Below are 24,180 nucleotides of genomic sequence, written 5' to 3'. Positions count from 1 at the left end.
CTCCCCGAACGTGTCCCCCCCCCCCGTCATCGTGCTGGTGCGCCCGCAGCTGGGCGAGAACATCGGCAAGGCCGCGCGCGCGATGCTCAACTTCGGGCTAGTGGAGATGCGGCTGGTTTCCCCGCGCGACGGCTGGCCCAATCCGCAGGCGGGGCCAGCCGCGAGCGGCGCCGACGTGGTGCTGGAGAAGGCACGGGTCTTTGAAACCGTCGCCGATGCGGTGGCCGACTGCACCCACGTCTTCGCAACCACGGTCCGCAAGCGCGGTGTCACCAAGCCGGTCGTCACGCCGGAAGAGGCCGCCCGCGCAATCCGCAGCGATGCCGGCCGCGCCGCCATCCTGTTCGGACCGGAGCGTTCCGGGCTGGAGACCGACGACGTGGCGCTTGCCCGCACCATCGTCACCGTGCCGATCAACCCGGAGTTCGGCTCGCTCAACCTCGCCCAGGCAGTGATCCTGGTTGCATATGAGTGGTCCAAGGGCGCCGACCTTGCGAGCCCGCCCGAGACCGAGCTCGATCCCCCGGCCCCGCAGGAAGAGCTGGAGGGCATGATCACGCAGCTCGACGGGATGCTGGAGGCTGGCGGCTATTTCTTTCCGCCCGATCGTGCGCCCGCCACGCGCCGAACACTGCGCACGCTGCTGACCAAGCCGGGCTGGAATTCGCAGGAAGTGCGTACGCTGCGCGGCGTGCTGTCGACGCTCGCACGGCCGCGCCAGCGGTAACTTACCGCCGGTCGAACGCGGCCAGCTCATAGGCGATCGACGCCTCGACCAGCTGCTCCCAAAGCGCGCCGACCACGTCCTCGGACACGCCCAGCCGAGCCGCCTCGGCACGGGCGTTGGCAATGACCTCTGCCTTGCGCGCTTCGTCGCGGACGTGGCCGCGCTCCGGCTTGATGCGGGCGGCGGCGTCCATATAGGCGAAGCGGCGGGCGAGCAGCGCCACCAGCTCGCGATCGAGCTGGTCGACGCCGGCGCGGACTTCGCGCATGGTGGTGCAATCGGGGCCGGAAAGGATCGTCATGCGGCGTGCCTAGGCGGGCGGGCCCCGACGTGTCCAGACGGCCTGTCCAGCTTGACTCATGCCCCCGTCTGCGGCTAGGCGCGCGCCTTCGCAATCGGCTCCGCACCCCGGTGAAGCGGCAGCCCTGCCGATCGTCTCGATCCCAGCAGCGCGAGAAACCGGGATTCGCGATCCACTCCTTTGGGGCGGATCACCGTTGTTGCAGTTGCAAGGAAGTTACCATGTCGAAGCGCCACAGCGCCAAGTACAAGCTCGACCGTCGTCTCGGCGAGAACATCTGGGGCCGTCCGAAGAGCCCGGTCAACAAGCGTGAGTATGGCCCGGGCCAGCACGGCCAGCGCCGCAAGGGCAAGATGTCCGACTTCGGCATCCAGCTGCGCGCCAAGCAGAAGCTCAAGGGCTACTATGGCGACGTGACCGAGAAGCAGTTCAAGCGCACCTATGAAGAAGCGTCGCGCATGAAGGGCGACACCGGTCAGAACCTGATCGGCCTGCTCGAGCAGCGCCTGGACATGATCGTCTATCGCGCCAAGTTCGCGCCGACCATCTGGGCGGCTCGCCAGATCGTCAGCCACGGCCACATCCGCGTCAACGGCGTGAAGTGCAACATCGCGTCGCGCCGCGTCCGTCCGGGCGACGAGATCACGCTTGGCAGCAAGGCGCAGGAGATGGCGCTGGTGCTCGAGGCGCAGAGCCTGGCCGAGCGTGACATTCCCGAGTATGTCGCACCCGACGGCGCCGCCAAGGTGACCTTCACCCGCGTGCCGACCCTCGACGAGGTGCCGTACCCGGTGAAGATGGAGCCGAACCTGGTCGTCGAGTTCTACTCGCGCTGATCGGATCCGGACCGCGGCACCCGCCGCGGCCCACCGGCAAGACAAAGAAGAGGGCGGTCCTGGCGGGCCGCCCTTTTTCTATTGGCCGATCTTCAGGCTGGTGCGCAGAAAGCCGTCCGTCTGCGCGAGCATGCGCGTACGCGCCTCGCTGTCGTTCAGATAATGGTCGAGCCCCTTGAACTCGACATAGTCGACCTTGCGCCCGGCGCCCCGAAGCTGGTCCGCCATGAAACGCGACTCGCCGACGGCCACGTTGCGATCGAGATCGCCATGGAACAGCAGCACCGGCGCCTGGATGCGAGCGGCGTTCTGCGCGGGCGACCCTTCACGAACATGCGCACCATGGCCGATGAAGGCATCCACCAACATGAAATTGGTGAACAAGCGCGACTCTTCGCGGAGCCGATCGAGGTCCGTTACCGGCGCGATCGCGACGATCGCCTTGAACAAGGCGGGGTCCAGCGCTGCGGATTGAAGCGCGGCATAGCCGCCATAGGACCATCCCAGCACGGCAAGCTTGTCGGCTTTGGCGATGCCCTGCTGCACGAGCCAGCGGCCGCCGTCGTTGACGTCGCCGACCGCCGTCCGCCACGACTGGAAGCCGTTCTTCTGGAACCAGGCATCACCATAGCCGGCCGACCCGCGGAAGTTCGGCTGGAGCACCGCAAAGCCGCGCGCGGCAAGGAACTGCGACAGCCAGTCGAAGCCCCATTCGTCCCGGCTTCCCGGGCCTCCGTGCGGAAGCACGATGGCGCCCACGGTCTTCGCCGCTCCGCCTACGGGCAGCGTGAGATAGGCCGGGATCGGCGTGCCATCCGCTGCGGGGAAGGTAATCGCCTTCACCGGCGCGAGCACCGTGTTCGCAAGCTCCGGCCGCGCCAGCAGGACTTGCTCCAGCGCGCGCGTCCGCTTGTCATAGACATAATAGGTGCCTGGTTCGACGTCGCCGCCGGCCAGCAGGAGGAGCTGGTTCTCGTCTGCGCTCGCGTCCAGAAACGTCACCAGCGGCTGGTGCGGCAGCGCCTTCTTCAAGGCACCCTGCAGCGCCTTCAGCTGCGGGTCGAAGAACACCGCCTCTCGACGATCGGTGGCGAAGCTCGCCCCGACCACGCGCGAGTGCCGCCCGATCGTCAACAGCCCGTCCACGTCGACGTCCGGCCGGGCGACCAACAACTCGCGGCTTCCGCTGCCATCCAGCGCAACCCGGTAGAGGGCCTTGCGGCCGTCGTTCAGGTCAAAGCCATAGGCGACGTTCAGATCGGGATCGACAGCGGACGGGTTGAATCCGGCCCTGCTGTTCAGGTCCAGCGTACTCAGCGGTTGCCAGGCGCGGCTTGCGGGTAGCCGATAGGAGTAACTGATCTGGTTGCCGTCGTAGCCCGATGCGCGGGTCGACTGAATCCCCATGATCCGCACGGAGCCATGCCCATCGCTGACATAATCGACGGCATTCGCGCGCGGCTGCTCCACGACCTTGCGCGCCAGGGTCGTCGTGTTGACCAGCTCGACCCCCAGCCCCTGCGTTCGGTTTGCCAGCAGCGTCCCGGCCGTGCTCTCCGGCACGAACGAGCGCGTCATCAGCACGGTACCACCTTCCGCTTCGGCAAGGCGGTCGATCAGCCGCCCGCCGTCGTACATGGCGGCAAGGGCGCGGCTGGATGTACGAGCGCTCAGCACCTTCATGCCGCCGCCGTCGCTGTTCAGCGAGACCAGGCGCGTGAACCCGAGCAATTCGGATCCGGATGCCACCGAATAGATGCCGCAGACGATCCGCTGGTTGGTGGACCAGAAGCAGTGCGTCAGCTGCTCGGGTTCGCCGCTCGACGCCAGGATCGACTTGGGTGCCTCGCCGGTCCGGCGGTCGCCGATCACCAGGCGGGTGCCCCGTTTGCCCGCGGGCATCAGCATCGCCACCTTGCTGCCATCCGGCGAGATGCTGATCTGCTGCACCTGTTCGCGCGAGCCGAACGCTGCGGCAAGCCGCTGCCCCTCCGCGTCGGTCCCCGCCTCCTGTGCCGACACCGAAACACCGGCGCACAACAACGATGCACCGGCCAGCCAATCCACAAGCCTCATCTGAACATCCCCCCCTCGTTCTGACATCAAGATGTCCGGGCGCCGAGAGCGACGCAAGCGATCTTGGCCGCGGACTCGCCGAACACCGCCGCCAGCCCTTTTCCGCTCCTGCACCCCCCGCTAAGGACGCGACCATGACTACGCCTCCTCCCGCCGAATGGGCCCGCCACGACGCCGTCTGGATCGGCTTCCCCAGCCATCCCGAACTCTGGCTCGAAGATCTCGAACCCGCCCGTGAGGAAGTCGCCGCCTTCGCGCGTGCCGTCCATGCGGATGGCGCCGGCGAGCGCGTGCTGCTGGTCGCAGCGGATGAGGAAGCCGCCGCCGCCGCGCGGGCGATGGTGGGCGATGCCGCCGAGGTGGTGGTGGAGCCGTTCGGCGACATCTGGCTGCGCGACACCGGCGCGATCCTGGACGGCGACGGCAAGGCCCACGACTTCGCCTTCAACGGCTGGGGCAGCAAGTACGACCTGCCGGGCGACAACAGCGTTGGCGCGGGGCTCGCCCGCCAGCGCGGGATCGCGGCCGAGACCCACGACTGGATCATCGAGGGCGGCGCCATCGACGGCGACGGCACGGGCCTGGTCGTCACCACCGAGCAGTGCCTGCTGAACCCGAACCGCAACGGCGAGGACTTCACCCGCGACAAGGCGGAGGCGCTGCTGCGCGCCGACCTGGGCTACACCCGCTTCCTGTGGCTGGGCGACGGGCTGCTCAACGACCACACCGACGGCCATGTCGACAACCTGGCCCGCTTCGTCGGCCCGAACCGCCTGGCGATCCCGGAACCGGCCGAGGACGATCCCAATGCCGACGTGTACCGGGACGCGGCCGAACGCGCGCGGGCGGCGGGCGTCGAGCTCGTCCGCATCCCCTCCCCCGGCCGAGTCGAGTCCGAGGACGAGGTGATCCCGGCGAGCTACATGAACTTCTATATCGGCAACGCCGCCGTGGTGGTGCCGGTCTATGGCCAGCCGAGCGACGACGCGGCGGTGGCGGCTCTCTCGGCAATCTTCCCGGATCGCAAGGTGGTGGGCCTGCGCGCCGACCACATCCTGACGGGCGGCGGCAGCTTCCACTGCATCAGCCAGCAGATCCCGAGCCGCTGATCGCATTCGGGCGCGGCGGTCCGTCGCCGCGCCCGTATCCGCCTCTGGCAACGCGAGCCAGTTCGACTACATAGCGCGGCATGACCGAAATCACCGTCGCCGCGCTGCAGCTCGCCTTTTCCAACGACATCGATGCGAACATCGCCAACGTCACTCGCCTGGTGCGGGAGGCGCATGCGAAGGGTGCGCAGGTGATCCTGCCCCCGGAACTGTTCGAGGGCGAGTATTTCTGCCGCGTCGAGGACGAGGGGCTGTTCGCCAACGCGAAGCCCGTCGGCGAGCACAAAGCGGTGCTGGCGATGCAGGCGCTCGCCGCCGAGCTCAAGGTCCACATCCCGACCAGCTTCTTCGAGGCGGACGGCCCTCACTATTACAATTCGCTCGCGATGATCGGCCCCGACGGCAAGGTCCAGGGCGTCTATCGCAAGAGCCACATCCCCGACGGCCCGGGATATGAGGAGAAGTTCTACTTCCGCCCCGGCAACACCGGCTTCAAGGTGTGGGACGGCCCCGCCGCCAAGATCGGCGTCGGCGTCTGCTGGGACCAATGGTATCCCGAAACCGCGCGCGCGATGATGCTGATGGGGGCGCAGCTGCTCTTCTACCCCACCGCGATCGGCAGCGAGCCGCACGACACCAGCCTCGACACCGCCCGGCTGTGGCGTCGCGCGATGGTGGGCCATGCCGTGTCCAACGTCGTGCCCGTGATCGCCGCCAACCGCGTCGGCACCGAGCATGACCAGACCTTCTACGGCACCAGCTTCATCTGCGACGAGCGCGGCGACATCCTGGCCGAGCTGGACCGTGAGGAAGAAGGCGTCATCACCGCCACGCTCGACCTCGATCGCGTGGCGCGCCACCGTGCCGCCTTCGGCTTCTTCCGCGATCGCCGGCCGGAGCTCTACGGGCGGCTCACGCAGGACATCTGACGCCGCTGCGTCAGGCGGCAACCGCGTCGCGCAGCTGCAGCGCCCGCTCGAACACCGCCTCGAACATCGGCTGGGTCAACCGGCCGGTGTTCTGGTTGTAGCGCGAGCAGTGATAGCTATCGATCAGGATGCGGCCATCGGGCATGCGGTGCTCGGCGAGGTGGCCGAACTTGGCCTTGGGGAGCTTGCCGCCGAGCGCCTTCACCGCCGACTGGTGGGCGATCTGGCCGAGCGCCACGAACACGCGCACGCGCGGCAGCGCGGCGATCGGCGCCTCCAGGAACGGGCGGCAGGTGCGGATTTCCTCCGGCGTGGGCTTGTTCTCCGGCGGCAGGCAGCGCACCGCGTTGACGAGCATCACGCCCTTCAACTCCAGCCCGTCGTCGGGCCGGGCGTCGAACACCCCTTCGGACAGGCCGAACTTGGCGAGCGTGTCGTAGAGCAGCGTGCCGGCATAATCTCCGGTGAAGGGCCGGCCGGTGCGGTTGGCGCCATGCTTGCCGGGCGCGAGGCCCACCACCGCCAGCCAGGCATCCGGATCGCCGAACGCAGGCACCGGCGCGTTCCACCAGTCCGGATACTCCTGCCGCAGCGATTCGCGAAAAGCCACCAGGCGGGGGCAGAGCGGGCAATCATGAGGGGGTTCGGTGGCGCGAAGCGGGCTGGCAGCAGACATGGCGCTGCGGTAGGCGCGAGGGCATGGCAAGGGCAAGCTATGCGATCGCGATCGGGTCCAATCGCCGTGGCCGTCACGGCAGCCCGGAGCGTGAGGTAGCGGCTGCGCTGGAGGCGCTGGGCGGCGTGGTCGCCGTCGCGCCGGTGATCCGCAGCGCGCCGCTCGGCCCCTCGCTGCGGCGCTACGCCAACACGGTCGCGCTGGTGGAAAGCCCGCTCTCCCCGCCCGAGATGCTCGCACGGTGCAAGGCGATCGAGCGCAGCTTCGGGAGGCGGCGCGGGCGGCGCTGGGGAACGCGGGTGCTCGACCTCGACCTGGTGCTCTGGTCGGGAGGGCCCTGGGCGAGCCGCGGCCTCATCGTGCCGCACCCGGCATTCCGAACCCGTGATTTCGTGCTCACCCCCCTCGCGCAACTCGTGCCCGACTGGCGCGACCCGATAAGCGGGCTCCGTATTCGCCAGCTCGCGCAGAGACTGCGGCGCGCCCGGGCGGTTGACCCGGCGGCTCCGGCTCCGTAGGGCGCGCGGCACGTACCGCGTCGTCGGGCGTTTCCCACGCGCCGGATCGAGACACCGGTGCGTTCGCAACGACGGAATGGTGAGGGCTCGTAGCTCAGTCGGTAGAGCAACGGACTTTTAATCTGTAGGTCCCGGGTTCGAATCCCGGCGAGCCCACCACTTCCCCGCAAGCGCCGCCGCTGCGCATCCCCGCCGGAACAGGCTTTCTCCTCCGTCCCCGATTGCCTCGGCGCGTGTACGCTGCGACACGCAGGTCATGGCTCCCTCTCTCCTGCCCTTGGGCCACGAGACGCGTGCATCCGGCCGCCGGCCATGGCCGCTGATCGCGGGCGTGCTCGTTGCGATCGCCCTGCTTGGATTGCTGTTCCTCGCTTCGGTGATCGCACGCGGCGACGCGCTGGCGTTCGATCAGACGCTGATCCTGGCAATGCGCGTGCCGGGCCATCCGGACGTTCCGATCGGCCCCGCCAAGCTGCCGTCGATCGCTCGCGACATCACGGCGCTTGGAAGCGGAACGGTGCTTACCCTGGTGGTGACGCTTGCGACGATCCTGCTGCTGCTCGCCGCCTCTGGCGGACTGCGGCGCTGACGCTGGCGGCGACGATCGGCGGGGGCACTATGGTGTCGCTGCTCAAGCAGCTGTTCGAACGCGCCCGGCCGGACCTGGTCGAGCATCTGATGCGCGAGACCTCGGCCAGCTTTCCGTCCGGCCACAGTGCGAACAGCGCGATCGTCTATCTGACGGTCGCGACGCTGCTGTTTCCGATGATCCGGCAGGCCCGCGTACGGCTGTTCGTGGTCGCCGCCACGATGGCGATCGTGGCACTGATCGGTGTCAGCCGAGTGTACCTGGGCGTGCATTGGCCGAGCGACGTGCTCGCCGGCTGGATCTTCGGCGCGCTGTGGGCGCTCGGCTGGTGGCGGGTGGAGCTGGCGCTGCTCGCCCGCACCGCCCGCCGCGGGTCAGCCCTGCGCACGCTCGGCTAGGGCGCGTTCCCAGGCGAGCGCATCGGCGACGATGCGGTCCAGGTCGTCATGCTGCGGCCGCCACGGCAGCGCGGCGAGGATCGCGCGGTTGTCGGCGACCAGCGCATCGGGGTCCCCCGGTCGGCGCCCTTCCATGCGGCGCTCGATCTTCAGGTTCGTCACCCGGTCGACGGCATCGAGGACCTGGTTCACCGAATAGCCGCGGCCATAGCCGCAGTTGAGCGTGCGGCTTTCGCCCGGCTCCGCGATCAGCAGGTCGAGCGCGTGGACGTGCGCCGCCGCCAGGTCCGACACGTGGATATAGTCGCGCACCCCGGTCCCGTCCTCAGTCGTGAAGTCGGTGCCGAACACGGACACGTGGCTGCGCTTGCCCGTCGCGGCCTCCACCGCCACCTTGATCAGGTGTGTCGCGCCTGCGGTCGACTGCCCCGAGCGCCCCTGGGGGTCCGCGCCCGCGACGTTGAAGTAACGCAGCGCGCAATAGTTGATCGGGTGCGCGGCGGCGACGTCCTTCAGCATGATCTCGGTCATCAGCTTGGACATGCCATAGGGATTGATCGGCGCCTTGGGCGATTCTTCGCGGATCGGCACCTGATCGGGGATGCCATAGGTCGCGGCGGTCGACGAAAAGATGAAGTGCTTCACTCCGCAGGCAACCGCGCTTTCGATCAGCGAGCGGCTCGCGGCGGTGTTGTTGCGATAGTATTTGAGCGGGTCCGCGACGGATTCCGGCACCACCACGGATCCCGCGAAGTGCATGACCGCCAGGACATCGTGCGCGCGCATGGCGGCACGCACCGCATCCTCATCCTCGATCGCCGCCTGGACCAGCGTCGCGCGCGGATCCACCGCCCAGGCGAACCCGGTCACGAGATTGTCCACCACCACCACGCGCCAGCCGGCGTCCAGCAGGGCCAGCACGGCATGACTGCCGATGTACCCTGCCCCGCCCGTCACCAGGATCGACCCTTCGCGCATGCACAATCCCCTTTGCTTTGGTCGCACCGCCTAGCAGTGGTGATTGTGCCGGGCGAGCGCCTTCCTATCTCTAGGCGACGAACGCGTGCGGGGCTGCGGTCGGAAGCACCGCTTTCGATCCAATTCCCTCCGCGCGCGCTCGCGGATTTGTCAGGAGATGTTTGATGGCTACCGAAGTCGCGACCTTTGCGGGCGGCTGTTTCTGGTGCACCGAGGCGGTGTTCCGCGACGTGATCGGCGTGGAGTCGGTCGAGAGCGGTTACATCGGCGGCACCGTGCCGAACCCGACCTACAAGCAGGTGTGCGGCGGCGACACGGGCCATGCCGAAGCGATCCGCATCACCTATGACGCCGACCAGATCAGCTATGACGAGATGCTCGACATCTTCTTTGCGACGCATGACCCGACGCAGCTGAACCGTCAGGGCAACGACATCGGAACGCAGTACCGGTCGGCGATCTTCCCGCACGACGCCGATCAGGAAGCGCGCGCGCGTGCCGGTATCGAGCGCGCGGGCGAAAGCGGCGGCAAGATCGTCACCACGATCGAGCCGCTGGGCGAATGGTACCCGGCCGAGGGCTATCACCAGGAATATTGGGAAGGCGAAGGCCAGCGGAACCCCTATTGCCTGGCGGTGATCCCGCCCAAGCTCCAGAAGCTGCGCAAGAGCTTCGCGGCACGTTCCAAGACCACGGCACCGACCGCAGCCTAACTTTCATGAACGGCGCGGGGATATCCCCGCGCCGGCTCAGACGGCTGCGCGCGCCAGGCGGTCATTGATCGCGGCGCCCAGCCCCTCGCGCGGCACCGGGCCGACGGCGATCCGCGCCTTCGGTGCTGCATCCGCGCGGTGCAGGCAGTCGAACAGCCGCGCCGCCGCTTCGGTGAGATCGCCCGCGCCCGACAGCGTGTCGTCGCCCGCGACCGGCCCGAAGCCGATCAGCCACTCGTCGGCTTCCGCAGCGGTAGCATCGAGCCGCACCGGCTTGCCGGGGGCATAATGGCTGGCGAGTTGTCCCGGCGCCTCGATCCCGCTCCCGGCCGGGCCGGGCATGGCTCCCGTGACCGCGGAGACCTGTTCGGCCGTGATCGGGCCCGGGCGTAATAGCCGCACGGTGCCGTCGGTGCAGGCGAGGATCGTCGACTCCAGTCCGCGTTCGGTCGGGCCGTCATCGAGCACCAGCGGGATACGCCCGTTCAGGCTCGCCACTACATGCTCCGCCCGGGTCGGGCTGATGCCGCCGCTGGCGTTGGCCGAGGGTGCCGCGAGCGGCCTGCCCGTCGCGGCAAGCAACGCCTGCATGGCGCGGTGCGCCGGCACCCGGATGGCAATGCTCGAAAGGCCGGCCGTCACCAGCGAGGCGATCTCCGAATCCTCCCGAAGCGGCAGGACCAAAGTCAGTGGCCCCGGCCAAAAGGCGTCCGCCAGCCGCCCGGCAGACGCATCGAAACGGGCCAACGCCTCCGCCGCGGTGCGATCGAGCAGATGGACGATCAGCGGGTTGAAGCTCGGACGCCCCTTGGCGGCATAGATGGACGCAACGGCCTCGGCATTCGTGGCGTCCGCTGCGAGGCCGTACACCGTCTCCGTGGGAACGGCGACGCACTGTCCATCGGCGATGCGCTGCGCTGCCTCGGCCACCGCGTCGGGGCCGTACGGCAGGCAGCGTGGGATCGGCAGGGCGGTAGGCGACGGCACGGGACCGCCGCTATCCTGCGGGCTCCCTGCGGACAAGAGCCGATCGCGCCAGTCGTCAGGCCGCCAGGAGCGGCGGTCGGGGAGACGTGCGGGTCACTCCGTTGCCGAGGCTGTGCACGCCGCTGATCGGCAAGGCGGTATGGCAGAACGCGCATTCGGCCGACATGCGGCCGACGAACCAGTGGCTCTGCCCGCAGCCCGGGCAATGATTCGTCTCCGATAGCCGGTAGGCGACCCGGTACCCGGTCGCGCCGGGCACGAAACTGCTGCTCTGCCGCATGATCTTTCCCCTTTATCAACAGGGGAGAACGTCGCCGAGTCGTGCGCGGTTCCCGACGAGGCGTCAGGCGTGCTCGAGCAGGTCGTGCAGATCCAGACCCAGCAGCGCGATCTGCTCGCGAACCCGCGGCCAAGTTCCGGCCAGGAAGCGCTCCCGCTCGGCAAGCCGCAGCCGTTCGGCGGCACCGGGCAGCACGAACATGCCGACTCCGCGCCGCACCTCGACGTACCCGTCGTCCTGGAAGGTCTGATAGGCCTTTGCGACCGTGAGCGGGTTCGCCCCCTGCTCTGCGGCAAAGGCGCGGACCGAGGGGAGCTGGTCCCCTGCCCGATATTCGCCGCGCAGGATGGCGGCAGCCACGATCGCGCGGAGTTTCAGGTAGACGGGGCTGTCGTCGTTCTCGATTACTGCCATGCTGCCTTAATACAGCAACCGAGCAATGCGTCCACCCCTCAGCCGTCCCAGCGGCTGACCACCGCGGAGAGATCCGGCCGCGGCCGCTCCTCCAGGGGTTTGCCTGCCGTGCCGATGAACACGAAGCCGACGACCCGTTCCGGATCGCTGCCGAACGCGTCGCGCACGGTCGGCGACATGCTCGGCCAGCCCGTGATCCAGCTTGCGACGAAGCCCATGGCATGGGCGGCGTGCAGCAGGTTCATGGCAGCGGCGCCGGCCGACATCTGCTGCTCCCAAAGCGGGATGTGGCTGTCCGGGCGGGGCGAGGACAGTACCACCACCAAGGCGGGGGCCGGCACGCCGAAGTTCGCCATCGCATCCAGCTCCAGCCGGCCTGCGTCAGGCTTTTCCGTGCGATAGGCATCGGCCAGCATCGCGTTGAACGCCGCGCGCCGATCGTCCGGCACCACGACGAACCGCCACGGTGCCAGCTTGCCATGGTCCGGCGTGCGCGCGGCAAGCGCGAGCATCGCGTCGATCTGCTCGGGCGTGGGGCCGGGAGCGACCATCTCGCGCGGCTTGCCCGAGCGGCGCGTGGCGAGCAGCGAGAGCGGCGTGGTGCGGTCGTTGAAGGTCATGCAGCGGACCTAGCGGCATGGCGCGCAGGCAACAACTGCTTGGCACGCCGCGATTCTCCGCTAGTCTCGCGCGCCATGCACGCCAGGCGCCCGGGAAACCGGGGCGCCGCCATGGCTTCAAAGGGGAATCTAGTGGCTGTCATCCCGGCAATCGCCGTTGCCTTTCTGTTGGTACTGCTCGTCGGTGGCGCGTCCATCGCGATGAGCAGCAAGCCCGAGTTCGCAGGCCATCCCAAGGGCCTGTACGTCCTGTTCTTCGCCGAGATGTGGGAGCGTTTCTCCTACTACGGCATGCGCGCGCTGTTGGTGTTCTACCTCACCAAGCACTGGCTGTTCAGCGACGGCGAGGCCAACCTGATCTACGGCGCCTACAACAGCCTGGTGTACGTCACCCCGGTGCTGGGCGGCTATCTCGCCGACCGATATCTGGGCCAGCGCAAGGCCGTGCTGTTCGGCGCGATCCTGCTGACGATCGGCCACACGATGATGGGCTTCGAAGGCGACGGCGGCGGCAACAGCGGGGCCGCCATCAACGTCTTCTGGCTGGCGCTCGCCTTCATCATCGTCGGCACCGGCTTCCTGAAGGCCAACATCTCGGTGATCGTCGGCCAGCTTTATCCGCGCACCGACGTGCGCCGCGACGGCGCCTACACGATCTTCTACATCGGCATTAACACCGGCGCGACGCTGGGCACGATCCTGGCCGGCTGGCTGGGTGAGACCTATGGCTGGAGCTACGGCTTCGGCGCCGCGGGTGTCGGCATGCTGCTGGGCCTGATCGTCTTCGTCGGGTTCAAGCCGCTGCTGCTGGGCCATGGCGAGTCCCCCGATCCGGCAGCCCTGGCCCGCAAGGTCGGCGGCATCCGCTTCGAGCATGTGCTCTATGGCCTCGGCCTCGCCTCGATCGCCGTCGCCTGGGCGCTGATCCAGTACCGCGACGTGATCGAGGTACTGCTCGCCGTCAGCGGCTTCGCGCTGCTGGGCTATGTTCTGTTCCAGTCGTTCCGCGTGGACCGCGAGGCACGGCACCGGCTGTGGGTGATCCTGTTCCTGATCGCGCTGAACCCAGTGTTCTGGGGCCTGTTCGAGCAGGCGGGCGGTTCGCTCAACCTCTACACCGACCGCTATGTCGATCGCGGTGGCGTGCCGGCGTCGATCTTCCAGTCGATCAACCCCCTCTACATCGTGCTGCTGGGGCCGATCTTCGCCTGGCTGTGGGTGTGGCTGGGCAAGCGCGGGCTCGAACCGTCGACCCCCGCCAAGTTCGGCCTGGCCCTGCTGCAGGTGGGCTTTGCCTTCCTGGTGTTCGTCTGGGGCGCCAATTCGGTCGGCCCGGGTGTCGCGACGCCGGTGCTGTTCGTGTTCCTGGTCTATCTGTTCCAGACCTCGGGCGAGCTCTGCCTGTCGCCGGTCGGCCTGTCGGCCATGAACCGGCTTTCGCCCAAGACGCTGGCCAGCCTGATCATGGGCGCCTGGTTCTACATGACGGCGGTCGGCCAGTTCGTCGCGGGCAAGATCGGCGAGGCGACCGGGGGCGAAGGCGGCGTGATGACCAAGGAAGGCACGCTCGCCGTCTACGACACCATCGGCTGGTGGACGATCGGCATCGGCGTGGCCGTGCTGCTGGTGTCGCCTTTCGTGAAGCGGCTGATGCACCTCGAGACGCTGGAGGACGATGTCGACCATGCGCTCGCCGGCGAGCAGGAGATCGGCGAGCCCAAGGCGGCAGGCTTCAACACCAGCAACGAAACCCGCTGAGCGGTCGCCGGGGCGCTTCCGGCAAGCGCTCCGGCGTCCCGTCAGGGGCTTCCACATGATCGACAGCCGGATCGACGTTACAATTCGCGACAAGAAAACAGTGGACGAAGCCGCCATACGCGGCTCTTGTCGCGCCCATGTCGATCCGGCGTCTTTCCGTTCTCCTCGCCGCTCCCGCCGTCCTGTCCGCCTGCGCGATGGGGCCGGATTACCGGCCCGCTTCCTCCGCGGAGCTCGGCGTCCCCGATCGCTACTCCGTCGCAGCGGACCAGAACCGGCGTGAGGATCTCGCGCGCTGGTGGGAACGCTTCAACGACCCCTTGCTGGGCCAACTCGTAGCGGAAACGGCGGCCACCAACCTCGACGTGGCCCAGGCGGTGATCCGCTTGCGGCAGGCACGCGAATCCCTGCTGCAGTCCCGCGCCAGCCTCCTGCCCAGCCTGTCCGGATCTGCCGGCTATTCGCGCAACTTCAACGTGCGCGGCGGAAATGCCGCGGTCACGCTTCCCGACGGCACCGTCACCAACATCAGCCGCGGTAGCGGCGGCAGCTTCACGCTGGGCGCGGACGCCAGCTATCAGGCCGACCTGTTCGGCGGAGTGGGCCGCACCATCGAAGCCAGCCGCGCGAGCGAAGAGGCGAGCCGCTTCGACTACGCGACGGTGCTGATCGCGCAACAGGCCGAGATCGCCCGCAACTACGTCACCGCACGGCTTACCCAGGCACAGCTTGCTAACGCCCGCAGTTCGCTGGCGCTTCAGGACGACAATCTGGAGATCGCCGGCTTCCGCGTACAGGCAGGCCTCGTCTCCTCGCTCGACGAGGAGACCGCGCGGGCCCAGCGGGCGCAGACCGCGGCCACCATCCCGACGATCGAGGCGAACTACAACTCGGCGGTCTCCCGTCTTGCCGTGCTGACGGGTCGCGCGCCCGGCGCGCTCAAGGAGGCGATGGCGGCCACGCGCCCGATCCCGATCGCCGCGACGCCGATCGGCGTGGGCATCCCCGCCGACACGCTCCGGCAGCGTCCCGACGTGCTGGCAGCGGAGCGCAACCTGGCGGCCGCCACGGCGCAGATCGGGGTGGCGCGGGCACAGCTCTATCCCGCGCTCGCGATCAGCGGCAGCATCGATACCAACGCCACCAGCCTCAGCGATCTTACCGACGTGATCAGCGGCGGCCTCTTCGCGGGGCTCACCCAGACGATCTTCAACGGCGGGCGGCTGCGTTCGCAGGTCCGTTCGCAGGAAGCGGCAGCCGAGGGCGCGCTGCTCACCTACCGCTCGGCGGTACTGACGGCGCTGGAGGACGTGGAGAACGCCATCGTCGCGCTCGACGCGGCGCAGCGCCGCGCCCGGGAACTCGCGGTGGCGTTGGACGCCTCGCGCAACAGCGCGATCCTCTCGCGCAGCCAATATCGTGCGGGCCTGACCGACTTCACGACCTTGAACCAGGCCGAAGCCGCGCTGCTTTCGGCGAGCAACGGCCTCGTCCAGGCGCAGGCCGACCAGGCGAGCGCGCTTGTCCAGCTCTTCACCGCGCTGGGGGGCGGCTGGGAAGCCGCCGCCATTCCCAGCGGCGACACCCGTGACACCCCCCGCATCACCGGCAGCTTCCCCGCCGTCGCCCCGCCCGAACAGACCCCGCAGGATCGCTGATGGCCGACCCCACCTCCACCGAACTCAACGACTTCCTGGGTGCCAAGCCGGTGCCCCGCTGGCGACAGCGGCTGAAGTGGGTCGTCGTCGCGGTCGTCCTGCTGCTGCTGATCTTCGCACTGTCGCGCTGCTTCCGCGGTGCAGACGGCGTGTCCTATGCGACCGAACCGGTGAACCGGGGCGCATTGACCGTGACCGTCTCCGCCACCGGCAAGCTCGCCCCCACCAATCAGGTGGAGGTCGGTTCCGAACTCTCGGGCCTGATCACGGAGGTGGCGGTGGACGTCAACGACCGTGTGACCGCGGGCCAGCCGCTCGCCCTGATCGACCCCGAGCGGCTCGACGACTCCATCCGGCAGAGCCAGGCGGCGCTGAATGCCCGGCTGGCAGACGTGGCCACGGCCAAGGCGACCCAGCAGGAGTCGCGGGCGCAGCTGGCCCGGTTGGAAGAGGTAAGCCGCCTCTCGGGCGGCCGGGTTCCGGCCAAGACAGAATTGGAAACGGCACGCGCCGCCGCGGCCCGTGCGGTCGCCGCCGTGCGTGCGGCCGAGGCCAATGTCGTCTCCGCACGCGCGCAGCTCAACTCCAACCAGACGGAGCGCACCCGCGCCGTCATCCGCTCGCCTGTGAACGGCGTGGTACTCGCCCGCCAGATCGAGCCGGGGCAGACGGTCGCCTCGTCCTTCAATACCCCCACCCTGTTCGTGATCGCCGAGGACCTCTCCTCGATGAAGCTCGAGGTCGCGATCGACGAGGCGGACGTGGGCCAGGTGAAGGAGGGCCAGCGCGCGGACTTCACGGTCGACGCCTTTCCGGGCGCCACCTTCCCGGCGCGCATCACCCGGGTCGACCTGGGTTCGAACCTGACGGCCAGCTCGACCTCATCCTCCTCCACCACGACGACCAGCACCACCGGCCAGGTCGTGTCCTATGCGGCGACGCTGAGTGTAGAAAACCCGGAGCTGCGGCTGCGCCCCGGCATGACCGCGACGGCCGAGATCGTCACGGTCGAGCGCCCCCAGGTGCTGCTGGTGCCGAACGCCGCCCTCCGCTTCACGCCGGCAGCCGATACCGCCGCGGCGGGCAGCGGCGGCGGCAGCGGCGGCATCACCGGCGCGCTCCTGCCGGGACCGCGGCGGCGCAGCAGCGGCGCGGAAAAGAGCGCGACGCCCCCCAAGAGCGGTCAGCAGACCGTCTACATCCTGGGCGAGGACGGAAAGCCGCAGCCGGTGCAGATCTCCACTGGCAACACCAACGGCCAGGTTACCGAAGTGGTGGGCGGCGGCCTGCGACCGGGCATGAAGGTCATCACCGGCCAGCTGGCGGCGGGGCAGACCGCACCGGCAGGCGGCGGCCAGTCGCGCGCGCAGCGCGGGTCCGGCGGCGGGGGAGGCCAGCGTGGCCAGTGACCCCGCCGCGCCGATCATCCGCCTGCGCAACATCACCAAGGTCTATGGTGAGGGGGCGACCCAGTTCCAGGCGCTGAAGGGCGTCGACCTGGACATCGCAGCCGGCGACTTCGTGGCGGTGATGGGGCCTTCCGGCTCGGGCAAATCGACCACCATGAACATCCTCGGCTGTCTGGACGTCCCCTCGAGTGGAACGTTCGAGTTCCGCGGGCATCATGTCGAGACCCTCGGGAACGACGAGCGGGCGCTGTTGCGGCGCCGCTATTTCGGCTTCGTGTTCCAGGGGTTCAACCTGCTCGCCCGCACCAGCGCGCTGGAGAATGTCGAGCTGCCCCTGCTCTACCGCGGCGACGCCAAGGCCCAGCGTCGTGAGGCGGCGATGGCGGCGCTGGCCAAGGTCGGGCTCGAGCAATGGTGGGACCACACCCCGGCCGAGCTTTCGGGCGGCCAGCAGCAGCGCGTCGCCATCGCCCGGGCGATCGTGACGCAGCCCGACGTGCTGCTTGCCGACGAGCCGACCGGCAACCTCGATTCCGAGCGGTCCGTCGAGATCATGAAGCTGCTCAGCGAGCTGAACGCACAGAGCGGCATCACCGTCCTGATGGTCACGCACGAACCGGACATGGCCGCGTTCGCACGCACCGTCATCCACTTCAAGGACGGACTGGTCGAGCGCGTCGACCATAATCATCACCAGGGCGAGACGGTCGACTGATGCTGGGTACCACCATCCTGCTCGCGGTCCGATCGATCCTGCGGCACAAGCTGCGCTCGTTCCTGACGACGCTGGGCATCATCATCGGCGTCGCTGCGGTCGTCACAATGGTGACGCTAGGCAAGGCGACTACCTCGGCCGTGCAGTCCCAGATCGCGGCACTCGGCACCAACATCCTTCAGATCCGCCCCGGCCAGGGCTTCGGACGCGGCGGCGGCGGCCCTCGCCCGCCTGACTTCAAGGAAGCGGACGTCGAGGCGATCCGCGAGCAGGTCGCGGGCGTCAATGCAGTTGCGCCCCAGGCGCAGTCGACCGCCACGGCAATCTACAACGGTGCCAACTGGTCGACCACGATCAACGGCACCACCAACGACTATTTCCGTGTGCAGCCCTGGCCGCTCACCTCCGGCCGGACCTTCCAGCCGGCCGAGGAACAGGCGGGCAAGGCGGTCTGCATCATCGGCAACACAGTCCGGCAGAACCTGTTCCGGGGCGGCGAAGCGGTCGGCCACCGGTTCCGCATCGGCAATGTCTCGTGCGACGTGATCGGGACGCTTTCGACGCGCGGCCAGGCAGGCTTCGGCGGCGACCAGGATGACGTGGTCATCATGCCGATCAAGACGGTGCAGCGCCGCTTCACCGGCAGCCGCGACATCCGGCTGCTGCTGGTGGGCGTCGATGCCGCCTATGAAAGCAGCACGGTGCAGGCGTCGATCAGCGACCTGCTGCGCGAACGTCGGAACATCAGCGGCGGCAAGGAGGATGACTTCAACATCTTCGACACCGCGCAGATCTCGGCGACGCTCACCGGCACGACCACGCTCCTCACCGGCATCGTCACTGCCGTTGCCGCGATCAGCCTGGTGGTGGGCGGGATCGGCATCATGAACATCATGCTGGTGTCGGTGACGGAGCGCACGCGGGAGATCGGCATCCGCCTGGCGATCGGTGCGGTCGCGCGCGAGGTGCTGATGCAGTTCCTGGTGGAGGCGATCGCGCTGTCCTGCCTGGGGGGTGTCGTCGGGCTGGTGATCGCGCAGCTGGCGGTGCTCGCCCTCGCCCCGGTGATGCAGGTCCCCTATCTGTTCGAACCGCAGATCAACCTCATCGCCTTTGCGATCGCAGCGCTGATCGGCGTGGTCTTCGGCTATTTCCCGGCGCGGCGGGCCGCGGGGCTCAATCCGATCGACGCGCTCCGGCACGAATGACCGTCTTGACCTCATAGGCAGCGCGCAGCGCCGCCAAGTCTTCGGGCGTGTCTATGTCGATCAACTCGTCCGCGCGCGTGATCACATGGTGCCCGCCACGCACCAGGGCGCGCGCGCCCTCGTCCCCGCAGCAACGCAGCAGATCGGGGAAATGATCGGCCCCGAACAGCGCCGGGGGCGTCGGGTGGACGCCGTTGCTCGACGCGATCACGGCATCCGGCCCCTCCGCATAGTCGAGGAGCCGATAGATGTGCGTGGCAGTCACCCGCGGCATGTCGGCGAGCGCGATCAGCACCGCGGACGCTCCCTGGTCGATCGCCGCCTGCACGCCCAGCCGGAGCGATCCGGCCTGGCCGTCCTCGGCGTCCGGGTTCTCGACCACGGTGTAGCCACGCGATGCGAAGTCCAGGCTGGTCTGGCAGACCACTGCGATCCGGCAGCGAAACGGCACCGCCTCCAGCGCCGTCACCACATGATAGGCGAGCGGCTGGTCGAGGAAGGGCTCGGTGAGCTTGTCCACGTCGCCGAACCGGCGCGAGCGGCCGGCCGCGAGCAGCACCAGCGCGGTGTCTTCAGCGCGGAGCATGGAAGGCCTGGACCATCGCCGCGGCGATCGACAGCGCGATCTCCGCAGGCCCGATTGCACCGATCGAGAGCCCAACCGGACCGTCGATCCGCGCCAGCGCATCGGCGGACACGCCGGCCGCGGCCAGCCGCTCCAGCCGCGCGGCATGGCTGCGCTTCGATCCCAGCGCGCCGACATAGGCCGCGGGGCTCGCAAGCGCGGCGATCAGTGCGGGATCGTCGATCTTGATGTCATGGCTGAGCGTGACCACCGCGGTCGCCGGATCGGGGCGCAACGCCTCGATCGCCTCGTCGGGCCAGCGATCGTCGAGCACCACCCCGGGGAAGCGCTCTGCGGTGAGAAAGCGCGCGCGCGGGTCGATCACCACCGTCGCGATCCCCAGCGTCGTGGCGAGCGCCGCGAGCGACTGGGCGATCTGCACCGCCCCGACGATCAGCAGCCGCCGCGGCGGATCATAGCGGTTGCGGAAGACTTCGGCCGAGCCTTCGTCGCGAAGCGTGCTGTGCCCCGTCTCCAGATCCGTCTCGACCGTCAGCGCCTGGCCGTCTGCGCGCGCCTCGGCGATGCGGTCGAACAGCTCGGGGTCGAAGCCCATTGCCGAGACCGGCTGGACGATCACCTCGATCTCGCCGCCGCAGGGCAGCCCGACTTCCCAGGCAGCCGCATCGGCGACGCCGTAGCGCTTGCGCTGGAACGGCGCGCCGGCGATCACCTCGGCAGCGGTGGCGAGGATATCGCTCTCCACGCAACCGCCCGACACCGAGCCCTCGAACCGTCCATCGGCGTGGACCAGCATGTGGCTCCCGCGCGGGCGCGGCGCCGACCCCCAGGTCGAGATCACCGTGGCGATGGCGAGCGGCTCGCCCTGCCAGGCGCGCGCGGCGGAAAGGACACTGTCGTTATCGGCCATCGGCACCCGCTCGCAGATCCGCAGCCCCGCAGCAACCGTCCCGGCTCATACGGCCGGCAGTCCGGGCAGCAGCTTGTCGAGCGTCAGCGGGTAATCGCGGATCCGGACGCCGGTCGCGTTGTAGATGGCGTTGGCGACGGCCGCGCCCGCCCCCGAGATGCCGAGCTCGCCCAACCCCTTCGACTGGAGCGGGTTGGCGAACTGGTCGCGCTCGGGCAGGAAATGCACCTCGATTTGCGGGATGTCGGCATTCACCGGCACGTGATATTCGGCGAGGTCGTGGTTCACGACCCGTCCCGAGCGCGGATCGTGCACCACTTCTTCCGTCAGCGCCGCGCCGATGCCGAACACGATGCCGCCCATGCACTGCGATCGCGCGGTCTTTTCGTTGAGGATCCGGCCGGCGGCAAAGGTCGAGACGAAGCGCTTCACCCGCACCTCGCCGGTGACGGCGTTCACCCGCACCTCGCAGAAGTGCGCGCCATAGGAGGCCTGGCGCCGCTCCTCCTCCAGCTTCCCCGGCTTGATGGTGCCCTCGGCAGAGAGCCCCTCGCCGACCAGCGAGGACAGCGGAACGCTGCGGTTCTGCGCGATCGCGCGCCCGTCCTTGAGGGTGAGTTCCTCCTCGGTGCAGCCCATGGCCGCTGCGATCTTTGCGCGGAGCGCCTCGCACGCGAGATAGACGGACGATCCGCTGCTGCTGGCGCCCCAGGAACCGCCCGAACCCGCACCCGGCGGCGTGTCCGTATCCCCCAGCCGCACGTCGATCCACTCGGGCCGGAGCCCCAGCAGCTCGCCGGTGATCTGCGCGAGGATCGTGTAGGTACCGGTGCCGATGTCGGTCATGTCGGTTTCGACCGTGGCGCGGCCGTCCGCGCCGATCGAGACCCGCGCCTGCGACTCCTGCAACTGGTTGGAACGCGCGGACGCGGCCATGCCGTGACCGATCAGCCATTCGCCCTCGCGCCTTGCACCCGGCGTCGGGTTGCGGTCCTTCCAGCCGAACGCCGCGGCACCCTCGTCCAGGCAGCGCGTCAGCTGCCGGGTGGAGAAGGGAACGCCCTTCAGCGGATCCTGCTCGGGATCGTTGATCTTGCGCAGCTCGACCGGGTCCATGCCCAGCTTCTCCGCAAGCTCGTCCATCGCGGCTTCGAGCGCGAGCATCCCTGCCGCCTCCCCGGGCGCGCGCATCGATCCCGACAACAGCCAGTTCATCGGCAACAGATCGTGGGTGATGCGGCGGTTTTCGCCGGCGTAGAGGAAGTGGGTCGAAACACCCGCCGGCTCGAAATACTCCTCGCCCTCGATGTTGCTCGACACGGTTTCGTGCACGACCGTCGTCAGTCGCCCATCCACTCCTGCACCGAGCCGTATCCGCTGGTGCGTGTTGGATCGGCGGATCGTGGCATCGAACACCTGCTGGCGGCTCATCACCGTCTTCACCGGCCGCCCGAGCTTGCGCGCCGCAAGCGCCGCTGCGACCACCTCCGGCGCGATACCGAGCTTCGAGCCGAAGCCGCCGCCCACATAGGCCGAGATGATCCGCACCTTCTTCGGCTTCATCCCCAAGGCCTGCGCAAGCTGCTGCTTGTCGGACGCGGGCATCTGGTACGAGCCATAGACCGTCAGCGCATCCCCTTCCCACACCGCCGTCGAGGCATGCGGCTCCATCGCGGCGCTGTTCTGGCTGGGCGTGGTCCAGACGGCGTCGAGCACCACCGGTGCCTGCGCCAGCGCCTTGTCCGGGTCACCGGTCGCGACATGCGGCTCGGTCGATCCGCCCTTGGGTTTGTGGGCTTCCTCCAGGCGCGCGTCGAACTCGAACAGCCCCGGCTTGTCCTCCAAGGCCACGTGCACGCGAGCGGCGGCATCCCGCGCCTGTTCGAAGGTCTCCGCGACGACGATCGCGACCACCTGGCCGAAATAGTGGATCTCCTCGACACCCTGCGTCGGCGCCTTGTTGGAGCCGCCCTGCTGCGGGTTGCGGATGAACGTGTCGAGGTCGACCACCACGTCGAGCACCCCCGGCATCGCCAGCGCCTCGGTCGTGTCGATGCCGGTGACGCGGGCACGTCCGGCTTTCGCCTGCACCAGATAACCGTACGCTAGGTCCGGCAGCGCATATTCCGCCGAATAGGTCGCCCGTCCGCCGACCTTCAGGGGCCCGTCGATGCGGTCGAGCGGCCGGCCGATCAGCCCCTGCGTGCCGACATCGAGCAGGCTGGCGGGGACGGGCACGTCCATCTTGAGCGTGGTGCTGTCGCTCATGCGGTGAGCTCCTTGAGGGTCGCGATCAGGACGCGTCGCGCGAGCGGGATCTTCAAGTCGTTATGGCCATAGCCGCGTGCCTCGCGCAGCAGCGTGTCGGCCGCGGTCGCGAACAGCGCGTCGGAAGGCGCCTGGCCCACCAGCACTTCCTCGACCGCGCCGTCCCGCCACGGCATGTGCGCGAGCCCGCCAAAGGCGAGCTTTGCCGACGCGATGCGTCCGTCCTCGACCGCGATCGCCGCCGCCACTGACACCAGCGCAAAGGCATAGGAAGCGCGGTCGCGCACCTTGCGATAGAGCTGCCGCCCCGGCGGCGGGGCTGGCAGCTCGATATGGGTGATGAGCTCGCCCGGCCGAAGCACATTCTCGATGTGCGGCGTGTCACCGGGCAGGCGGTAGAAGTGGGCGATCGGCAGGCGACGGCGATCGCCGTCCGGCAGCTGGGTCGCGACCGTCGCGTCCAGCAAGCGCATCGCGACCGCCATGTCGGACGGATGCGTCGCGATGCACGCCTCGGACGCGCCCAGGACGGCATGGATGCGGTTGAAGCCGTCGCGCGCCGCGCAGCCGCTGCCTGGCGTCCGCTTGTTGCAGGCGTCCCCAGTCTCGTAGAAGTAATAGCAGCGCGTCCGCTGGAGCAGATTGCCCCCGGTCGACGCCTTGTTGCGCAGCTGCCCGGATGCCCCAGCCAGCAGCGCCCGCGACAGCGCCTCGTACCGCTGTCGTACCAGCGGGTGGGCGGCGAGATCGGCGTTGGGCACGAGCGCACCGATGCGCAGGCCGCCGTCCTCCGTCTCCTCCACCTGATTCAGGTCTAGGCGGCTGATGTCGACGATCTGCTCGGGCGTCTCCACCTGCAGCTTCATCAGATCGAGCAGGTTGGTGCCGCCCGCGATGAACTTCGTGCCTTCCGCCGCACCGGCGCGTGCCGCGTCCTCGGGCGTGGTCGCCCGCGCATATTGGAACGGCTTCATTCCGCTGCCTCCGCCAGCCGCTGGCCCTCGGCGGCCTCGCGGATCGCCTCGACGATGTTGGGGTAGGCCGAACAGCGGCACAGATTGCCGCTCATCCGCTCCTGGATCTCCGCGTCGGTGAACTCCACCGAGTCGAGGTCGGCGGTGACATGGCTCGGCCAACCCTTTGCCACCTCGTCCAGCATGCCTGTCGCCGAGCAGATCTGCCCCGGCGTGCAATAGCCGCACTGGAAGCCGTCGTGCTTCACGAATGCCGCCTGCATCGGGTTCAAGGCGCCGGGGGCACCCAGCCCCTCGATCGTCGTGATCTCGTCGTCCTGGTGCATCACCGCCAGCGTCAGGCAACTGTTGATGCGACGGCCGTTGACCAGCATCGTGCAGGCGCCGCACTGGCCGTGGTCGCAGCCCTTCTTGCTGCCGGTCAGCCCCAGATGCTCGCGCGCAAGGTCGAGCAGCGAGGTGCGCACGTCCACCTCCGCCGTATAAGTCTGGCCGTTGATCCTGAACTGCATCGGGCGCTCCTCCCTGGAAAAGGAGCAACGC

Annotated in this window: 26 protein-coding genes and 1 tRNA gene; 14 read left to right on the top strand and 13 right to left on the bottom strand. The window is 68.7% G+C overall.

The window, feature by feature from the left end; genetic code table 11:
- Window positions 1–10: 10 nt before the first annotated feature.
- Window positions 11–727, top strand: a complete 717-nt coding sequence (locus MHZ35_RS07675; RefSeq protein ID WP_239435083.1) for an RNA methyltransferase — start codon at window positions 11–13, stop codon at window positions 725–727.
- A 1-nt stretch (window position 728) separates the two neighbouring features.
- Here the strand turns inward: MHZ35_RS07675 and MHZ35_RS07670 are convergent, their stop codons facing one another.
- Window positions 729–1,028, bottom strand: coding sequence for a chorismate mutase (locus MHZ35_RS07670; RefSeq protein ID WP_239435078.1), 300 nt, complete (start codon window positions 1,026–1,028; stop codon window positions 729–731).
- Window positions 1,029–1,249: 221 nt separating this feature from the next.
- Between MHZ35_RS07670 and rpsD the strand changes: the two genes are divergently transcribed.
- Window positions 1,250–1,864, top strand: a complete 615-nt coding sequence (gene rpsD, locus MHZ35_RS07665) for a 30S ribosomal protein S4 (RefSeq protein ID WP_239435077.1) — start codon at window positions 1,250–1,252, stop codon at window positions 1,862–1,864.
- Between the two features lie 78 nt (window positions 1,865–1,942).
- On the opposite strand, the gene MHZ35_RS07660 is transcribed toward rpsD, so the two are convergent.
- The gene (locus MHZ35_RS07660) at window positions 1,943–3,940 is read right to left on the bottom strand and encodes an alpha/beta hydrolase family protein (protein ID WP_239435076.1); all 1,998 of its coding nucleotides are present in this window, start codon (window positions 3,938–3,940) and stop codon (window positions 1,943–1,945) included.
- Between the two features lie 134 nt (window positions 3,941–4,074).
- On the opposite strand from MHZ35_RS07660, the gene MHZ35_RS07655 reads away from it, so the two are divergent.
- Window positions 4,075–5,049, top strand: coding sequence for an agmatine deiminase family protein (locus MHZ35_RS07655; RefSeq protein ID WP_239435075.1), 975 nt, complete (start codon window positions 4,075–4,077; stop codon window positions 5,047–5,049).
- Window positions 5,050–5,129: 80 nt separating this feature from the next.
- Window positions 5,130–5,978, top strand: coding sequence for an N-carbamoylputrescine amidase (aguB, locus tag MHZ35_RS07650; protein ID WP_239435074.1), 849 nt, complete (start codon window positions 5,130–5,132; stop codon window positions 5,976–5,978).
- Window positions 5,979–5,988: 10 nt separating this feature from the next.
- On the opposite strand, the gene MHZ35_RS07645 is transcribed toward aguB, so the two are convergent.
- Window positions 5,989–6,654 (bottom strand): uracil-DNA glycosylase, encoded by a 666-nt coding sequence (locus MHZ35_RS07645; protein WP_239435073.1) that lies wholly within the window; start codon window positions 6,652–6,654, stop codon window positions 5,989–5,991.
- 23 nt (window positions 6,655–6,677) lie between these two features.
- Between MHZ35_RS07645 and folK the strand changes: the two genes are divergently transcribed.
- The 4 genes from folK (at window position 6,678) to MHZ35_RS07625 (ending at window position 8,159) form a co-directional block, all read left to right on the top strand.
- Window positions 6,678–7,172, top strand: a complete 495-nt coding sequence (gene folK / locus MHZ35_RS07640) for a 2-amino-4-hydroxy-6-hydroxymethyldihydropteridine diphosphokinase (protein WP_239435072.1) — start codon at window positions 6,678–6,680, stop codon at window positions 7,170–7,172.
- 83 nt (window positions 7,173–7,255) lie between these two features.
- A tRNA-Lys gene (locus MHZ35_RS07635) sits at window positions 7,256–7,331 on the top strand.
- A 97-nt stretch (window positions 7,332–7,428) separates the two neighbouring features.
- Window positions 7,429–7,761 (top strand): hypothetical protein, encoded by a 333-nt coding sequence (locus tag MHZ35_RS07630; protein WP_239435071.1) that lies wholly within the window; start codon window positions 7,429–7,431, stop codon window positions 7,759–7,761.
- 29 nt (window positions 7,762–7,790) lie between these two features.
- Entirely contained in the window at window positions 7,791–8,159 is a 369-nt protein-coding gene (locus MHZ35_RS07625; protein ID WP_239435070.1) for a phosphatase PAP2 family protein, read from the top strand.
- On the opposite strand, the gene galE is transcribed toward MHZ35_RS07625, so the two are convergent.
- Window positions 8,136–9,137 (bottom strand): UDP-glucose 4-epimerase GalE, encoded by a 1,002-nt coding sequence (gene galE, locus MHZ35_RS07620; protein WP_239435069.1) that lies wholly within the window; start codon window positions 9,135–9,137, stop codon window positions 8,136–8,138. The two genes, MHZ35_RS07625 and galE, sit on opposite strands and share 24 nt — an antisense overlap.
- A gap of 164 nt (window positions 9,138–9,301) precedes the next feature.
- On the opposite strand from galE, the gene msrA reads away from it, so the two are divergent.
- Window positions 9,302–9,850: a peptide-methionine (S)-S-oxide reductase MsrA gene (gene msrA, locus MHZ35_RS07615; protein ID WP_239435068.1), complete on the top strand. Its 549-nt coding sequence runs from the start codon at window positions 9,302–9,304 to the stop codon at window positions 9,848–9,850.
- A gap of 36 nt (window positions 9,851–9,886) precedes the next feature.
- Here msrA and MHZ35_RS07610 read toward each other — a convergent pair whose 3' ends face one another.
- The 4 genes from MHZ35_RS07610 to MHZ35_RS07595 all read right to left on the bottom strand — a co-directional run bounded on the left by MHZ35_RS07610 (window position 9,887) and on the right by MHZ35_RS07595 (window position 12,151).
- Window positions 9,887–10,837 carry an L-threonylcarbamoyladenylate synthase gene (locus MHZ35_RS07610; RefSeq protein ID WP_239435067.1) on the bottom strand — a complete coding sequence of 317 codons (951 nt, stop codon included), beginning with the start codon at window positions 10,835–10,837 and terminating at the stop codon, window positions 9,887–9,889.
- A gap of 55 nt (window positions 10,838–10,892) precedes the next feature.
- A complete protein-coding gene (locus MHZ35_RS07605; protein WP_125959132.1) occupies window positions 10,893–11,117 on the bottom strand; it encodes a hypothetical protein in 225 nt (74 codons plus the stop codon).
- A 63-nt stretch (window positions 11,118–11,180) separates the two neighbouring features.
- Window positions 11,181–11,531: a GntR family transcriptional regulator gene (locus MHZ35_RS07600; RefSeq protein WP_239435066.1), complete on the bottom strand. Its 351-nt coding sequence runs from the start codon at window positions 11,529–11,531 to the stop codon at window positions 11,181–11,183.
- Window positions 11,532–11,569: 38 nt separating this feature from the next.
- Window positions 11,570–12,151: a nitroreductase family protein gene (locus tag MHZ35_RS07595; protein ID WP_239435065.1), complete on the bottom strand. Its 582-nt coding sequence runs from the start codon at window positions 12,149–12,151 to the stop codon at window positions 11,570–11,572.
- 111 nt (window positions 12,152–12,262) lie between these two features.
- On the opposite strand from MHZ35_RS07595, the gene MHZ35_RS07590 reads away from it, so the two are divergent.
- From MHZ35_RS07590 to MHZ35_RS07570, 5 genes are all read left to right on the top strand, one after another.
- A complete protein-coding gene (locus tag MHZ35_RS07590; RefSeq protein WP_446741026.1) occupies window positions 12,263–13,909 on the top strand; it encodes a peptide MFS transporter in 1,647 nt (548 codons plus the stop codon).
- A 137-nt stretch (window positions 13,910–14,046) separates the two neighbouring features.
- Window positions 14,047–15,567: an efflux transporter outer membrane subunit gene (locus MHZ35_RS07585; RefSeq protein WP_239435064.1), complete on the top strand. Its 1,521-nt coding sequence runs from the start codon at window positions 14,047–14,049 to the stop codon at window positions 15,565–15,567.
- Complete coding sequence (locus tag MHZ35_RS07580; protein WP_239435063.1) at window positions 15,567–16,976, top strand: efflux RND transporter periplasmic adaptor subunit; 1,410 nt, start codon at window positions 15,567–15,569, stop codon at window positions 16,974–16,976. Before MHZ35_RS07585 ends, MHZ35_RS07580 begins: the two co-directional genes overlap by 1 nt.
- Complete coding sequence (locus MHZ35_RS07575; RefSeq protein WP_239435062.1) at window positions 16,966–17,691, top strand: ABC transporter ATP-binding protein; 726 nt, start codon at window positions 16,966–16,968, stop codon at window positions 17,689–17,691. The genes MHZ35_RS07580 and MHZ35_RS07575 overlap by 11 nt, the downstream gene beginning before the upstream one ends.
- A complete protein-coding gene (locus MHZ35_RS07570) occupies window positions 17,691–18,899 on the top strand; it encodes an ABC transporter permease (protein WP_132882447.1) in 1,209 nt (402 codons plus the stop codon). The genes MHZ35_RS07575 and MHZ35_RS07570 overlap by 1 nt, the downstream gene beginning before the upstream one ends.
- Here MHZ35_RS07570 and MHZ35_RS07565 read toward each other — a convergent pair.
- From MHZ35_RS07565 to MHZ35_RS07545, 5 genes are read right to left on the bottom strand one after another with little or no spacing between them, the layout of a single operon-like run.
- Entirely contained in the window at window positions 18,868–19,485 is a 618-nt protein-coding gene (locus MHZ35_RS07565) for a nucleotidyltransferase family protein (protein WP_239435061.1), read from the bottom strand. The two genes, MHZ35_RS07570 and MHZ35_RS07565, sit on opposite strands and share 32 nt — an antisense overlap.
- The gene (locus tag MHZ35_RS07560; RefSeq protein ID WP_239435060.1) at window positions 19,472–20,395 is read right to left on the bottom strand and encodes an XdhC family protein; all 924 of its coding nucleotides are present in this window, start codon (window positions 20,393–20,395) and stop codon (window positions 19,472–19,474) included. The genes MHZ35_RS07565 and MHZ35_RS07560 overlap by 14 nt, the downstream gene beginning before the upstream one ends.
- Before the next feature lie 45 nt (window positions 20,396–20,440).
- Entirely contained in the window at window positions 20,441–22,663 is a 2,223-nt protein-coding gene (locus MHZ35_RS07555) for a xanthine dehydrogenase family protein molybdopterin-binding subunit (RefSeq protein WP_239435059.1), read from the bottom strand.
- Window positions 22,660–23,637 (bottom strand): FAD binding domain-containing protein, encoded by a 978-nt coding sequence (locus MHZ35_RS07550; RefSeq protein WP_239435058.1) that lies wholly within the window; start codon window positions 23,635–23,637, stop codon window positions 22,660–22,662. The genes MHZ35_RS07555 and MHZ35_RS07550 overlap by 4 nt, the downstream gene beginning before the upstream one ends.
- The gene (locus MHZ35_RS07545) at window positions 23,634–24,149 is read right to left on the bottom strand and encodes a 2Fe-2S iron-sulfur cluster-binding protein (RefSeq protein ID WP_239435057.1); all 516 of its coding nucleotides are present in this window, start codon (window positions 24,147–24,149) and stop codon (window positions 23,634–23,636) included. Before MHZ35_RS07545 ends, MHZ35_RS07550 begins: the two co-directional genes overlap by 4 nt.
- Window positions 24,150–24,180: the final 31 nt, after the last annotated feature.

The sequence above is a fragment of the Sphingomonas sp. ACRSK genome (genome assembly GCF_022346685.1).
Taxonomy (GTDB): Bacteria; Pseudomonadota; Alphaproteobacteria; order Sphingomonadales; family Sphingomonadaceae; genus Sphingomonas; species Sphingomonas molluscorum.
The sequence above is the reverse complement of the archived record's forward strand: the minus strand, read 5'-3'. Positions and strand labels throughout refer to the sequence as shown.